The 14,096-nt window shown below is 54.3% G+C and carries 12 protein-coding genes; 11 read left to right on the top strand and 1 reads right to left on the bottom strand.

The window, feature by feature from the left end; translation table 11 throughout:
- Window positions 1-32: 32 nt before the first annotated feature.
- The 4 genes from PT964_RS14890 to PT964_RS14875 all read left to right on the top strand — a co-directional run bounded on the left by PT964_RS14890 (window position 33) and on the right by PT964_RS14875 (window position 5,238).
- Complete coding sequence (locus tag PT964_RS14890; RefSeq protein ID WP_274364155.1) at window positions 33-1,739, top strand: long-chain-fatty-acid--CoA ligase; 1,707 nt, start codon at window positions 33-35, stop codon at window positions 1,737-1,739.
- A gap of 113 nt (window positions 1,740-1,852) precedes the next feature.
- On the top strand, window positions 1,853-2,281 hold the full coding sequence (locus PT964_RS14885) for a PaaI family thioesterase (protein WP_274364154.1): 429 nt from the start codon (window positions 1,853-1,855) through the stop codon (window positions 2,279-2,281).
- A 136-nt stretch (window positions 2,282-2,417) separates the two neighbouring features.
- The gene (gene tkt, locus PT964_RS14880; RefSeq protein ID WP_274364153.1) at window positions 2,418-4,460 is read left to right on the top strand and encodes a transketolase; all 2,043 of its coding nucleotides are present in this window, start codon (window positions 2,418-2,420) and stop codon (window positions 4,458-4,460) included.
- A 103-nt stretch (window positions 4,461-4,563) separates the two neighbouring features.
- Complete coding sequence (locus PT964_RS14875; protein ID WP_274364152.1) at window positions 4,564-5,238, top strand: helix-turn-helix domain-containing protein; 675 nt, start codon at window positions 4,564-4,566, stop codon at window positions 5,236-5,238.
- 209 nt (window positions 5,239-5,447) lie between these two features.
- Here PT964_RS14875 and PT964_RS14865 read toward each other — a convergent pair whose 3' ends face one another.
- A complete protein-coding gene (locus PT964_RS14865) occupies window positions 5,448-6,743 on the bottom strand; it encodes an NAD(P)-binding domain-containing protein (RefSeq protein ID WP_337995038.1) in 1,296 nt (431 codons plus the stop codon).
- Window positions 6,744-7,006: 263 nt separating this feature from the next.
- On the opposite strand from PT964_RS14865, the gene PT964_RS14860 reads away from it, so the two are divergent.
- The 7 genes from PT964_RS14860 (at window position 7,007) to PT964_RS14830 (ending at window position 13,836) form a co-directional block, all read left to right on the top strand.
- Entirely contained in the window at window positions 7,007-8,365 is a 1,359-nt protein-coding gene (locus PT964_RS14860) for a glucose-6-phosphate isomerase (protein WP_274364151.1), read from the top strand.
- Between the two features lie 123 nt (window positions 8,366-8,488).
- Window positions 8,489-9,139 (top strand): YigZ family protein, encoded by a 651-nt coding sequence (locus PT964_RS14855; protein WP_274364150.1) that lies wholly within the window; start codon window positions 8,489-8,491, stop codon window positions 9,137-9,139.
- A gap of 74 nt (window positions 9,140-9,213) precedes the next feature.
- The gene (locus PT964_RS14850) at window positions 9,214-9,873 is read left to right on the top strand and encodes a TetR/AcrR family transcriptional regulator (protein WP_274364149.1); all 660 of its coding nucleotides are present in this window, start codon (window positions 9,214-9,216) and stop codon (window positions 9,871-9,873) included.
- Window positions 9,866-10,123 (top strand): winged helix-turn-helix transcriptional regulator, encoded by a 258-nt coding sequence (locus PT964_RS14845; RefSeq protein WP_337995037.1) that lies wholly within the window; start codon window positions 9,866-9,868, stop codon window positions 10,121-10,123. The genes PT964_RS14850 and PT964_RS14845 overlap by 8 nt, the downstream gene beginning before the upstream one ends.
- Before the next feature lie 528 nt (window positions 10,124-10,651).
- On the top strand, window positions 10,652-11,635 hold the full coding sequence (locus PT964_RS14840; RefSeq protein ID WP_274364147.1) for an alpha/beta fold hydrolase: 984 nt from the start codon (window positions 10,652-10,654) through the stop codon (window positions 11,633-11,635).
- Window positions 11,636-11,689: 54 nt separating this feature from the next.
- Window positions 11,690-13,180 (top strand): stalk domain-containing protein, encoded by a 1,491-nt coding sequence (locus PT964_RS14835; protein ID WP_274364146.1) that lies wholly within the window; start codon window positions 11,690-11,692, stop codon window positions 13,178-13,180.
- Between the two features lie 41 nt (window positions 13,181-13,221).
- On the top strand, window positions 13,222-13,836 hold the full coding sequence (locus PT964_RS14830; RefSeq protein ID WP_274364145.1) for a class I SAM-dependent methyltransferase: 615 nt from the start codon (window positions 13,222-13,224) through the stop codon (window positions 13,834-13,836).
- Window positions 13,837-14,096: the final 260 nt, after the last annotated feature.

The following is a 14,096-nucleotide window of genomic DNA, read 5'->3' as shown; positions in this document are numbered from 1 at the left end:
CGCCCGATAGCGGCGGAAGGGATGATTAACGGATGGAGACGAAAAAACCGTGGCTCTCATCGTATCCCGAAGAGGTAGCACCGACCTTTCAGTACCCGAAGCATAATGTTGCGAAATTATTGCTGGATGCGGCGGACCGGTTTCCGGCCCGCCCCGCCATACAATTTATGGGCGCAAAGCTTAACTACCGCCAGCTTGAGAACGCCGCGTACCGGTTCGCCAACGGACTGAGACGCATCGGCATCGGAAAAGGCGACCGGGTGGCGATCATGCTGCCGAACTGCCCGCAAGCGGTCATCGCCTATTTCGGCACGCTGCTGGCCGGCGGCATTGTGGTACAGACGAATCCGCTCTACAAAGAGCACGAACTTAGACATCAGCTGGAGGATTCCGGCGCCAAAGCGATCGTAGTTTTGAATCTCCTCTTCAAACGGGTTCAAACCGTACTCCCCCGCACCCGGCTAAGACACATTATCGTTACGTCGATCGCGGATTACTTGCCTTTTCCCAAAAATCTGCTGTACCCGATCAAGGTGAAACGCGACGGACAGCACGTGGACGTTCCTTATAGCGATGATATTTTAGCTTTCAAAAGGCTTCTCGCAACCTCCCCGGCAACCCCGATTCATGAACAAGTCGACGCGGAACGGGATACGGCCCTTCTGCAGTATACAGGGGGAACGACCGGCATTTCGAAGGGCGTCATGCTGACCCACTTCAATCTCGTCGCCAATACGTACCAGAACATTCATTGGTCGTATAAATCCGTGGACGGCGAAGAACGATTTTTGGCGGCGCTGCCCTTATTCCATGTTTTCGGGCTCACTGTGCTGATGAATCAGGCGGTGCTGCGGGGATCCTTGATGATTTTGCTCCCTCGGTTCGAAGCGGATACCGTGCTCCAGACGATCGACCGGCTGAAGCCGACCACGTTCCCAGGAGCTCCGACGATGTATATTGCGCTGATCAACCATCCGAAAATCAAGGAATACGACTTGTCCTCGATCAAAGTGTGCGTCAGCGGCTCATCCGCGCTTCCGCTGGAGGTGCAGGAGACATTCGAGAACATTTCCGGCGGAAGGCTGATCGAAGGCTACGGATTGACGGAGGCGTCGCCGGTCACGCATGCGAATCCGATTTGGGGCAAACGGAAAATCGGTTCCATCGGGGTCCCGTTTCCCGATACGGAAGCGAAAATCGTTAACCCGGATACGGGAGAGGAACTGCCGGCCGGGGAAATCGGCGAAGTGATCGTCCGCGGGCCGCAGGTGATGAAAGGCTATTGGAACCGCCCGGACGAGACGGAGAAGGTGTTGAAGGATGGCTGGCTATACACCGGCGATATGGGAAAAATGGATGAGGACGGCTTCTTCATGATCGTCGACCGCAAGAAGGACGTCATCATTGCGAGCGGATTCAACGTATACCCTCGCGACGTGGAAGAGGTGCTGTTCGAGCATCCGGCGGTTCGGGAGGCGGTCGTCGCCGGCGTGCCGGACAAATATCGCGGGGAAACGGTGAAGGCTTACATCGTTGTGAAGGAAGGCGCGGCGGTTACCGGGACGGAGCTTGAAGCATGGTGCAGGGAGCGGCTTGCAGCGTATAAGGTGCCCCGTCTTTTTGAATTCCGCGAGTCGCTGCCGAAGACGATGATCGGAAAAGTGCTGCGCCGGGCGCTCATTGAGGAGGAGAACGAGCGGTTGTCGAACGGCGAAGCTGCCGCGGACGAGGCACCATAGCGTCCCCGACCCGTCGCAGATTGCGCCCTGCAGGCATGAATGCTTGCGGGGCATTTTTTCGTAAGCGTACAATTGGAACAAAAACGGTTCATCACGGAGAAGGGGGTTAGGCGTTGGATCATACAAAAGGAAGCGGTTCGGACGGCTGGCTGGCGGCGATGGAGGAACGGGCCAAAGGTACGTTCTGGGAGCATATCGGGTTCAAAGCGGAGGAGGTAACGGCGCAGAGAACCGTCATTACACTGGTCGCGGACCGGCGTCACTTGAATCCGATCGGCCTGGTGCACGGCGGGGTGCTCTCATCGATGCTCGACAATGCGATGGGGCTTGCGGTGATGGCCGCGCGGCCGGGGGAGAAGACCGTAACTACGAATTTGAACGTTCATTTTGTCGCGCCGCTTCATGAAGGCAAGCTGACAGCGGTGGCGTATGTGCAGCACGAGTCGCGGACTACGCTGACCGTCCAAGGAACGGTGACGGATGAGAGAGGCAGGCTCGGCACGATCGGAACGGGGAGCTTTCGTATTTTGGGAGCGGGATGAAAAAACTAGCCGCCGTTATCGCACGGTTTCCGGTGATGCGGCGGCATTTTTGCCGAGGAACGGCGATTTAGGGCGTCAATGTGGCAAAGCGGGTAAGGCAATGGTACAATAAGTCAAAATAAAACTCGTTGCCTGTATGTTCAAGGAGGAGACTAGCGAAGTGACATTATCCGTTAATAAGTCCATCGAACAATTATCGATCGACACGATTCGCACATTGGCGATCGACGCTATTGAGAAGGCGAACTCGGGCCATCCGGGCATGCCGATGGGCGCCGCGCCGATGGCGTACGAGCTCTGGTCCAAGTATATGAACCATAATCCGTCGCGTCCGGATTGGGTGAACCGCGACCGGTTCGTGCTGTCCGCGGGCCATGGCTCCATGCTGCTATACAGCTTGCTGCACTTATTCGGCTACGATTTGCCGATGGAGGAAATTAAGCAGTTCCGCCAGTGGGGCTCCAAGACGCCGGGCCACCCGGAATTCCGCCATACGCCGGGCGTCGACGCAACGACCGGTCCGCTCGGACAAGGGTTCGCGATGGCTGTCGGCATGGCGATGGCCGAGGCTCATACGGCTGCAGTATATAACCGCGACGGCTACAACGTCGTCGACCATCATACGTTCGTCATTTGCGGCGACGGAGATTTGATGGAAGGCATTTCGAGCGAGGCGGCTTCGATGGCGGGCCATTTGAAGCTCGGCAAATTGATCGTGCTGTACGATTCGAACGACATTTCGCTGGACGGCGATTTGAATTTGGCGTTCTCCGAGCATGTGGGAACCCGGTTCAAGGGCTACGGCTGGAATGTCCTCCGCGTGGAGGACGGCAACGATTTGGCGGCGATCGGTTCCGCCATTGCCGAAGCGAAGAAGAGCGACGTCCCGACCTTGATCGAGGTGAAGACGGTCATCGGCTACGGCTCGCCGAACAAAGCGGGCAAGGGCGGACATGCGGGTCCTCACGGCTCGCCGCTCGGCGCGGACGAAGCGAAGCTGACGAAGGAAGTGTACGCGTGGCCGCATGAGCCGTTCCATGTACCGGAAGAGGTTCGCGCGCATTTCGCGGAGCTGAAGGCGAAGGGCGAGGCGGCGTACAAGGCGTGGGAGGAAACGTTCGCGAAGTATAAGGCGGCGCATCCCGAGCTGGCGCGCCAGTTCGAGCAATCGTTCGCCGGCGAGCTTCCGGAGGGCTGGGACGCGGGCATTCCGACGTTCTCGACGGAAGATAAGCCCATCGCGACGCGCGCGGCTTCCGGCAAAGTGATGAACGGCATTTCTCCGAAGCTTCCGGCGTTCTTCGGCGGTTCGGCCGACCTGGAATCTTCGACGAATACGCATTTGAACGATACGGGCGTGTTCCATCCGGAAGACTATTCCGGCCGCAACGTATATTACGGCGTACGCGAGTTCGCGATGGGCGCCGCGATGAACGGCATGGCGCTGCACGGCGGCGTGCGGGTGTTCGGCGGAACGTTCTTCGTATTCTCCGACTACTTGCGCCCGGCGATTCGCTTAGCCGGCATCATGAAGCTTCCGGTCGTATACGTGTTCACGCACGATTCGATCGCCGTCGGCGAGGACGGCCCGACGCACGAGCCGATCGAGCAGCTGCCTGCGCTGCGCACGATGATCGACATTACGGTGCTGCGCCCGGCCGACGCGAACGAAACCGCCGCGGCATGGCGTTACGCGCTCGCGCAGAAGGAGCAGCCGGTGGCGCTCATCCTCACGCGGCAGGCGCTGCCCGTGCTGGCCGGCACGGCTGAGCTCGCTCGCGACGGTCTCGCCCGCGGAGCTTACGTGCTGTCGGACGCTCCAGCCGGCGTAACGCCTGCTGCGCAGATTATCGCGACAGGCTCCGAGGTGTCGCTTGCCGTCGCTGCGCAGAAGCTGCTGGCGGACGAAGGCATTCACGTCCGCGTCATTTCGATGCCGAGCCCGGGGCTCTTCGATGCTCAGCCTCGCGAGTATCGCGACTCGGTCGTTCTGCCGAACGTGAAGGCGCGCCTCGCCGTGGAGATGGCCTCCCCGTACGGGTGGCACAAATATGTCGGCGATGCGGGCGACGTACTCGGCATCACGACCTACGGCGCTTCCGCGCCTGGCCCGAAGGTGATGGAGGAGTACGGCTTCACCGCCGCCAATGTCGCCGCCCGCGTGAAGGCGCTGCTGTAACCTATAGTTTGTAACGCTGCGTGAAGCATACGCCGCTTACCCCTTTTGACGGGGGTGGGCGGCGTTTTTTTATTCTACTTTTCCGGAAGGAGAGGATTTACGAATGAATCATGAGTTTGAGAAGGCGCATGCCGAATGGCTGGAGTCGCATCTTAGGCGCAGAACGGGCGAGCGGCTGGAACGGCTGAAGAAGGGCCACGGTTACTTGGAGAAGCTGCTGCTGGAAAAAGTCTGGTGGCCCGCGTTCGGCAATTTCGACCACCTTCACCCCGAGTATGAGGTTCGTGATTACAACGATGGTAGAAGGTATTTGGATTTAGCTTACAAACCGTTGTTGACGCGAATCGCTCTGGAAGGAGACGGATTTAATCCTCATGTGAGGGATATCGATCGATGGAAATACGCTGATAATTTGCTTCGGGATGCTCATCTTACAGCGGATCGGTGGACCGTGGTCCATTTTTCCTCCGATATTATCAAATACCGCCCGAGGGAGGCGCAGCAGCTGCTTCGGCAAATTGTATGGGGCCGGGATGGAAAAACGGTAGGTCCTGTATTGTCGCTGAAGGGGAAGGAAATGTTACGTTATGCACGTATGAAGGGAAAACCTTTTTCACCTATTGAAATGGCGGCCTATCTGGAAGTAAGTCGTAACACAATGAAAAAAATTATTATCGAACTGTTACAGCATATTTTGATCAAACCGCTAGACGGCACCGGCAAACTTAGAGTTCGTTACTATGAACTTACCCAAGCGGGTAGGGAAATGATTCTATAGGCTCAAAAAGTGGACCTATATCAAGAGTTAGACTCACAAAGTGAGCTTATTCGGCCGAAAGCAAGGGTAAAATGCCTGGCTATGAGCAAATAAGCTCAAAAAGTGACATTAAACGTATAGACCTACGACCTCCATAATGAAATAAGTTCAAAAACTGAGCTTATCCATTCGGATAGAGTCAGTTTTTGAACTTATACGAAATTACTGCCTTACCCTTCCGACGCCTTCCTTCGAAGGTAGTTTTCAAGCTTCAAACGAACGTACGGCGGAACGCCGGAGAGCATGCAGCCGTAGCGGAACGCGTCGCCGTCGTTCGCCACGCGGATGATCTTGCCGGTGATCGGCGGCAGATCGGCCTCGCGCGGGAAGTGGATGACGACGAACATGTCGGCCGCCAGAGGAAATTTCGAGCGAATCTGCAGCCCGCTTTCCGAAAGGTCGTAAAGCTTCGCATCGATCTGCTGCCCGGAGAACGCGCCTTCTTGCTCCCATTGGTACACCGAGATGTGCAAGTCGATGTTCATCGGGATGCGCGCCGCTTTCCGGCGCTCACGAACACCCGACTCGGCCTCGGCACTCGCCCCGCCGCCGCCAGCGATCGCCTGCTCCGTCTTCGAAAGGCGCCTCACCTCGACGCCGGTCCAATCCTCATAGCATAAAATGAGCGAGCTCAAATCCTCCTCGCCGAGCCCCTTGCTGTAGCCCATCTGGAACACGTTCTTTGCGTTCTCGAGCATCGGCGTCGGCACGCGCAGCTCGTTCGCAAGTCCGGCTCCGAGCATGAGATCCTTCAGCATCAGCTTCAGCGAGAACTGATTGCTGAAATCGCGGTCGAGAATTTTGTCGCCCTTCAGCTCCGCCTGCCGGCTGTTTGCCGCACCGCCGCGGACGATCTGAAGAAACTTCTCCGGATCGACGCCGGATTTCGTTGCGATGGACAAACCTTCCATCAGCGCCGCCGCATGAATGCCGACCATCGCGTTCGCTGCCAGCTTCGTTTGCGAACCTGAGCCCGTCGGTCCCATATGTACGATCTTGCTGCCCATCGCGGACAAAATATCCTCGACGCTCTCCAGCGCTTCCTGTTTGCCGCCGACCATGAACAGAAGCGTCCCGTCAATGGCGGCCGGCTTGCTTCCCGTTACCGGAGCATCCAAAAATTCCGCCGAGCGCTCTTGCAAATCCGAAGCGATTCTGCGCACCAAGGCTGGGGAAATCGTGCTGCTGTCGATCACCGTTATGCCCGGGCGGATACCGTTCATAATCCCGTTAGAGCCGTAATACACCTCTTCGACGGAAGGATTGTCGCTGAGCATCGTGATGACGACGTCCGCCTGCTCCGCAGCCTCCTTCGGAGAAGCTGCGGCCTCCGCGCCGAGTTCGGAAAGAATGTCAACCTTGGAGCTTGTTCGATTAAAAGCGATGACTTGGAAGCCTTTTTTTAGCAAATTTTGAGCCATCGGAAGCCCCATTGTTCCGAGCCCGATGAAACCGATTGTCCGCATACGGCACCTCCACGAATCAGATCGATTGAAAATGAATAACGTTACCACCATCTTACCACTTCCATCCATCTATGTGAAAGCAGGCTGTTTCTATGTGATCCGATCGTGCGAAGGAGGCGGCGCCTTCGTAAGGGAAGGGGTAGTAACAAACTTTGGTGCAAAGTCGATGCGGGCAACAAACCCCGGCGGCTTGCATTTGCCCGGAGCGGTGCAGTATGCTTGAGTCAAAATCTATAGAAACGAACATAAAAGGAGGACCATACGTGACTACGCCTATTCGATACGATTACAAGCCCGCGCTTCCGTTCGTCGGACAGCACGAACTGGATTACGCGGCAGGAGCCGTTCGGCTCGCTCACGACATGCTCCATAACAAAACCGGAGCAGGCTCCGATTACCTCGGCTGGGTAGACTTGCCGACCAATTACGACAAAGCCGAGTTCAAGCGCATCCAAGAAGCGGCGCAGCGAATCCGCAGCGACTCCGAGGCGCTCGTCGTCATCGGCATCGGCGGCTCTTACCTCGGCGCACGCGCCGCGATCGAAATGCTGACGCATCCGTTCGGCGCTCACTTGGACAAGCAAACCCGGAACGCGCCGCACATTTTTTACGCAGGAAATAACATTTCCTCTACATACATGTCTCAGTTGCTTCAAGCGCTGGAAGGCAAAGACTTCTCCGTTAACGTCATCTCCAAGTCCGGCACGACGACCGAGCCGGCCGTGGCGTTCCGGATTTTCAAGGAAGCGCTCGAGCGCAAATACGGCAAGGAGCAAGCGCGCAAGCGCATCTACGCAACGACGGACGCAGCCAAAGGCGCGCTAAAGAAGCTCGCGGACGCCGAAGGCTACGAATCGTTCGTCATTCCTGACGACGTAGGCGGCCGCTATTCCGTGCTGACGGCGGTAGGCTTGCTGCCGATCGCCGTAGCCGGCGTCGACATCGAAGCGATGATGGCGGGTGCGGCCGACGCACAGCAAACATACGCGAACCCGGATATCGCCTCCAACGAAAGCTACCAATACGCGGCTGTCCGCAACGCGCTGTACCGCAAAGGAAAAGCGATCGAAATTCTTGTCAATTACGAGCCGAGCCTGCATTTCGTCTCCGAATGGTGGAAGCAGCTGTACGGAGAGAGCGAAGGCAAGGACTACAAGGGCATCTACCCGGCTTCCGTCGACTTCAGCACCGACCTTCACTCCATGGGGCAGTTCATTCAAGAAGGTGCGAGAAACTTGTTCGAAACCGTCCTTCAAGTCACGAAGGTTCCGGTGGAGCTTAATGTGCCGACCGATCCGGACAACGTGGACGGACTTAATTTCTTGGCGGGACAGACGATCGACTTCGTAAACAAGAAGGCGTTCCAAGGCACGCTCCTTGCGCATACGGACGGCGGAGTGCCGAATACGGTCGTTCATCTCGCCGATCTTACGCCGTACACGTTCGGCCATATGGTGTACTTCTTCGAGAAGGCGTGCGGGGTCAGCGGTTACATGCTCGGCGTCAATCCGTTCGACCAGCCGGGCGTCGAGGCTTATAAGACGAACATGTTCGCGCTGCTCGGCAAACCGGGCTTTGAAGCGCAGAAGGCGGAGCTCGAAGCAAGATTGCGCAACATGTAACTTGATCCGAAAAAACATTGACGGCAGCTCATCGATCCGATGGGCTGCTTTTTCAACGGTTCAGAAAGGATATTCTGCGGATATAACGCCTGAAGCCGGTTATTCTTGGAAGGGGGAAGACGGATGCTGCCGTTTTACAAGACAGTGAAGGGGTACGGAGAAGCCGAGGTCGTGATCAAAAGGTCGCGCTTTATCGGACATGCCAAAGGGGTCGAAACGGAGGAGGAAGCGGTCGCCTTCATCGAGGAGATCAAACAGCGTCATCGGATGGCGACGCATAACTGTTCGGCGTACATGGTAGGCGAACGCGACCAGCACCAGAAGGCGTCAGACGACGGCGAGCCGAGCGGTACGGCGGGGAAGCCGATTCTCGAGGTGATCAAAAACCAGCAGCTCAAAAATGTCGTCGTCGTCGTAACGCGCTACTTCGGCGGCATCATGCTCGGCGCCGGCGGGCTTGTGCGGGCATATACGGACGGCGCGGTGGCCGGACTGGCTGCGGCGCAGCCGATTTATCGCGTGCTTCACACGCCGGTAGACGTTGAAATCGACTACACGTGGCACGGAAAGGTGGACAACGAGCTGCGGGGCAAAGGAATTATTGTGGAAGAAACCCAATTTACGGATAAAGTTACATTGCGATGCATACCGCTTGCGGAGGACGCGGATCATTTTGTCGCTTGGATGACGGATATTACTCAAGGACAAAGCGTAATTACGCGTCACGAAAGCGAATTTCGCACGCATGAGGAAATGCCCGCTAAAACGCGTTAATGCTTTCATGCAAAAAAGTGTTGAAGCGTTAACGCGCCTCCCGTATAATTATACGAAATGGGAGGGATAGAAAAATGGCGAGAAGAGCGGTTGAACAAGAGTTAAGCCGGGAAAGAATCCTGTTCGCAGCAAGAGAACTGTTTGTTACGCAAGGTTACCGGGCGGTTTCCATGCGGAAGATTGCTAATGAGCTTGGGTACAGCCATGGTTCGCTTTACTATTACTTTCAGGATAAGGCCGATCTATTCTACGCGCTTGTCGTCGAGGATTTCAACCTCCTGCTGACCAAGCAGAAAGAGCTGCTGCATAGAATCGAACGGCATGACTTGGCGGCACTTAGGGAATTGATGCTCGAGTTCATTAAATTCGGGCTGGAGCATCCTCATCATTACGAAATTATGTTCATGATCCGGGACAGCGAGCTTCAGCGATATCCGCGCTCCGAGCAGGCGGAGTGTTTGAATATGTTTGCAGGCATCATACGGGAAGCGATCGGAAAGCATCCGGAGCGGGATTGCTTGCATTTCACGCTTCCGTGGAATATGTTTATGGCGCTTCACGGCTTTGTTTCCTGGTGCATACATTACGGTCAAAGCTATCAGGAAGTTGAGAATTTAGCCAAGCAGCACGTTACTTTAATGGTCATGGCGCTGGAAGCGGGAGGTAAGGAAAGTGTTGAAGCAAGACCTCGAGATATCGCCAAGAGTGGAATCGGCGTTCGAATTGTTGGGTAAGCGCTGGACCGGCCTGATTATTCACGCGCTTTTGACGGGACATCGGAGGTTCAAAGAAGTATCGGAACAGGTTCCCGGCGTGAGCGACCGCATGCTGTCCGAACGCTTTAAGGAGCTGGAGGAGGCGGGGGTGGTACGGAGATACGTCTACCCGGAAACACCGGTGCGGATCGAATACGTATTAACGGAAAAAGGAGCCGCTCTAAAGCCGATCATCGAGGAAATTCATAAATGGGCCATGAAAAAATAGACACGATAAGTTTCATTGCATTCCGGCTGAGTTGCACACATAATGGGGAGTGGCGTAATCGATAAACTTTTCTCTTTCGCACGCCGAAGAGCAAGGCAAAGCGACGTCCCGAATCTCGGAGTCGATGAAGGAGCTGAACCTTACGGCGCAGCAGCTTCAGAAGCTTGTCGAGCATATGAAGGTATAGTTTTTGAATCGGCAATAACCGCACAGTTGAGTGCGGTTATTTTTTTGCTTAGGCAGTAACACTCGGCTAAGTTTCCCGAAAATAACGAATAACTAACAGGAATCCAACAAAAGGAGGTATTCGCATGAAGGATTCCGTAAAGCCGAACGGATCGCAGCATGTCGAGCGTCCGTCCGCCGACCCGGATAAGCTGGGCAGGTCCGCGGCAAAGAAAAAGTCGAAATAATAAAGACATGCGGAAGGCCGGGGAGAACCCGGCTTTTTTATTTGATCCTATGATTGAACCATTTGTTTAGTGATGTTACTATTTGTTTCAACAATTTGAACGGGGGTATTAGCAAGTGTTTACTAGAAACGCTGTGAAAATAGACTCGGAAAATTCCATCTCCGAATTGCTGGATGTCACGATTGGCGGTATGAGGCAGTGGGTCTACATAAGAGGCTTGGACAAGAATAAACCGGTGTTATTGATGCTGCACGGCGGACCCGGCAGCGGCCAAATAGGCTTCGTTAGAAAAATGCAGGCCGAGCTCGAACGGCATTATATTGTTGTGAATTGGGATCAAAGAGGCGCAGGATTGTCTTATTCGAAGCAAATCCCTCAAGAGACGATGAACATCAATCAGTTCGTCGAGGATACTCTTGAACTGACCCGATATTTGTGCGGTCGTTTCGGTCGGGAACAAATCTATCTGCTAGGGCACTCATGGGGCACGGTCATAGGAATGTTAGCGATAGCCCGGAGCCCGCAGTTATATAAGAGATATTTTGGCGTATCGCAGCTTGCCAACTATGTCGAAGGAGAGCAGTTATCCTATGCAATTTTGTTGGAGAAGTCACGATCGCAAAATAACCGTAAGGCTTATAGCGATTTGTCGCGGATCGGCCCTCCTCCATGGAGCGATTTGAGGCATGATCGGGTGCACCAAAAATATCTCGATTCGTTCGGCGGTGGAATTTCCCATGACGGAAAAATGGTAGGGACGATCATCAAGGAGCTTTTGAAGAGCAAAGAATATACCCTGACGGATGCCTTTAAGCATGTAAAGGGGCAATTGTTCAGTATGAAGCATTTACAGCAAGAATTGAGAGAAATCGACTTTAAAAGCCGAATTCATCAGGTGGAGATTCCCGTGCATTTCTGTATGGGAAGACACGATTTAATGATACCGTATCAGCAGAGTGAGGAATTTTTCAACCTGTTGAAGGCGCCTGAGAAGCATTGGACTTGGTTTGAGCATTCCGCTCATTCGCCTCACTTTGAGGAGCGGGAGAAGTTCGCTTCCCTGATCGTGGAAGAAACGAATAAGGATGGAACCTTCTAACCCGACGATCCGTCTATTTGGATATGCGTTTACTTGAAGGAGGGAACCATCCGTATGAAAAAATGGTTAGCCGCGCTCTGCCTTGTTACAAGTATAGGCTTAGGCAGCGCCGCCGGAGACGCTTCAACGGCCGCCGCCGCGGCAGGAAATATTCAAAGCTACGGCGCAGATTATTTGATGAAATCGGACGGGACGTTCTGGGTATGGGGGAATTATTATACCGTTCCTACGCAAGTGCAAGGGCTTACCGATGTGAAAGCGTCGATCGGAGGGCAGTTCGTAGTTAAGAACGACGGCACGGTATGGCGCTGGGAAAGAAATGCAATTACCGGTTTGGCGCAGTTTGAGCTCGTAGATGGCGTAACCGACGCCGTTTCGGTTTATAATCAGTATCCCGATATGTTGTTTCTCAATGCGGAAGGCAAGCTGTACCGGATGCCTCAGGATCGCTCTTATCCCGCGGAGGAAATGACAGGCATCGACAATGTAAAAGAGATTGCGGGCTATTACAACTACAAGTCGCAAAAACAACAGTGGCTGCTCGTTAAGAAGGACGGTTCGGTTTGGACCAGTACAGATTCGTTCCATACGTTCGTTCAAGTAACGTCCGCCGATCACGCGGTCGATGCCCGGCAAAACATCATTCTGAAAGAAGACGGAACGGTTTGGACGTTCCCGAATGAATACGACCCCGATACCGTGAAGGATCCGTCCGACGACAACGATCCGATCACGGCGGTTCCGGTGGAAGGGTTGAAGGGCATCGCCTCGATTCACTATTCGTCTTACGCGCTTGCCGCCGTAGACCGTCAAGCTAGATTGTGGTTTTGGGGGCGAACGGTTTCCGGGTTTTCCGACGGAACGACATACCATAAACAGGCGGCGCCGATATTGATGTCCGGTATAAAAAACGTGAAGGATGCTTACATCGTCGAGCGTTTCATCATTGCCCTGACCAATGACGGAAAGCTATACGGCGGCTCGATCGAGACGGAAAAGCTGCTGGAAAACCAAAGCTTTGAATTGCTTGCTTCGGATGTGGAGTCGATCGTTCCCGGCGGGCGGCAAATCATCATGCAAAAAACAGACGGTACGTTGTGGGGCTGGGGAATCAATAAGAATGGAGAACTAGGCTACGGAGATTACGAGATTATGTACTACAAGCCGGTACCGATGAAGCCGCCGGTTTCCATCGTGCTCAACGGCAAGCCCGTTGCGCTTTCTAACGGTGCAATCCTGTTGAACGGCCAGGCGTTTATCCCGGTCCGATCGATCTTTGAGCAGCTGGGAGCTACCGTGACTTGGGACAATACGGCCAAAATCGCCACCGTTACAAGAAAGCAGGAAGGGATGACGCCGGTCGAAATTACTGTCAACTACAAGACAGGCGAAATCAAGCTGAACGGGGAAGCTGTCGAACTGCCCAATAAGCCGATTTCCAGCGCATCCATATCGTATTTGCCGCTCCGGTTCATCAGCGAATCTCTAGGGGCTAAAGTGGACTGGTTCCAAGCGGAGCAAAAAATCGCGATCACGATGGAGTAAAGGAAAAGGTTGTCTTGTTACCTTTCACAGGGGGGATTTCTATGAAAACCATGGACGAGAAATTGCTGCGGTACTACATTGAGCTCAAAGGTCCCGAAGCCGGCGAATGGAACTCCTCCCCGCAATGCCTGCATGCGGAAATGGCGACAAGGGAATATGTGAGGAAAAATTTTGGGCGGTTTGACGGGATGCAGGTGTGCAACGTCGGAATCGGAACCGGAGATTGGGACGATTATCTCGGTTATTGGCTGAAAGGAATAGGCAAGTTAACCAGCATTGATATTGATGCGGAAATTTGCGAAATATTCGAGTACCGTCAGCGGCGCGAAGGTCACCCGAATGCTTCGAAGGTGTTGTGCAAAAGCATTTTCGACCCGTCTTTACCTGCAGAAGCCTTCGACCTCGTCACGTTAATCGGCTCCTCCATTGACGAAACCGGGGAATACTCCGGATGTTTGGACGCCTGCTTCCGTCTGTTAAAGTCCGGCGGTTATTTGATGTTGATGGCGAACGCAAGAAGCGCCCCATTCGAGAAGCTGGAGCAATATATGCAAGGCACGGTTCATCATATGGTGCAAAAGGATACGTTCACAGCTTTTCCGGAGTACCCCTTCTACATATGCAAAATCAAAAAGAAGTTCGCCGGAGCCGCATAATTCGGGAAGCTGTTCGTTAGGACATCAATCACCTGCTAACGGAACCGGTTGACCGCTAATTTTGTCGAAACCGGGAAAAAAGGCTTGTTAGCGGAAGCGAATGTCCGCTAATCCGCCGGATTCGGCGAATTTTTGCTCATTTAAGCTGTTTAGCGGACATTTCGTTCCGCTAAATGCCGCATTTTAGGATGAGTCGGCAAAATAGCGGACATTTCCTATATAGCCCCCTAATCCATTTGGACACTCCTAACCACTTCAGA

This window comes from Paenibacillus thermotolerans, assembly GCF_028745515.1.
GTDB classification, from domain to species: Bacteria; Bacillota; Bacilli; order Paenibacillales; family YIM-B00363; genus Paenibacillus_AE; species Paenibacillus_AE thermotolerans.
The sequence above is the reverse complement of the archived record's forward strand: the minus strand, read 5'-3'. Positions and strand labels throughout refer to the sequence as shown.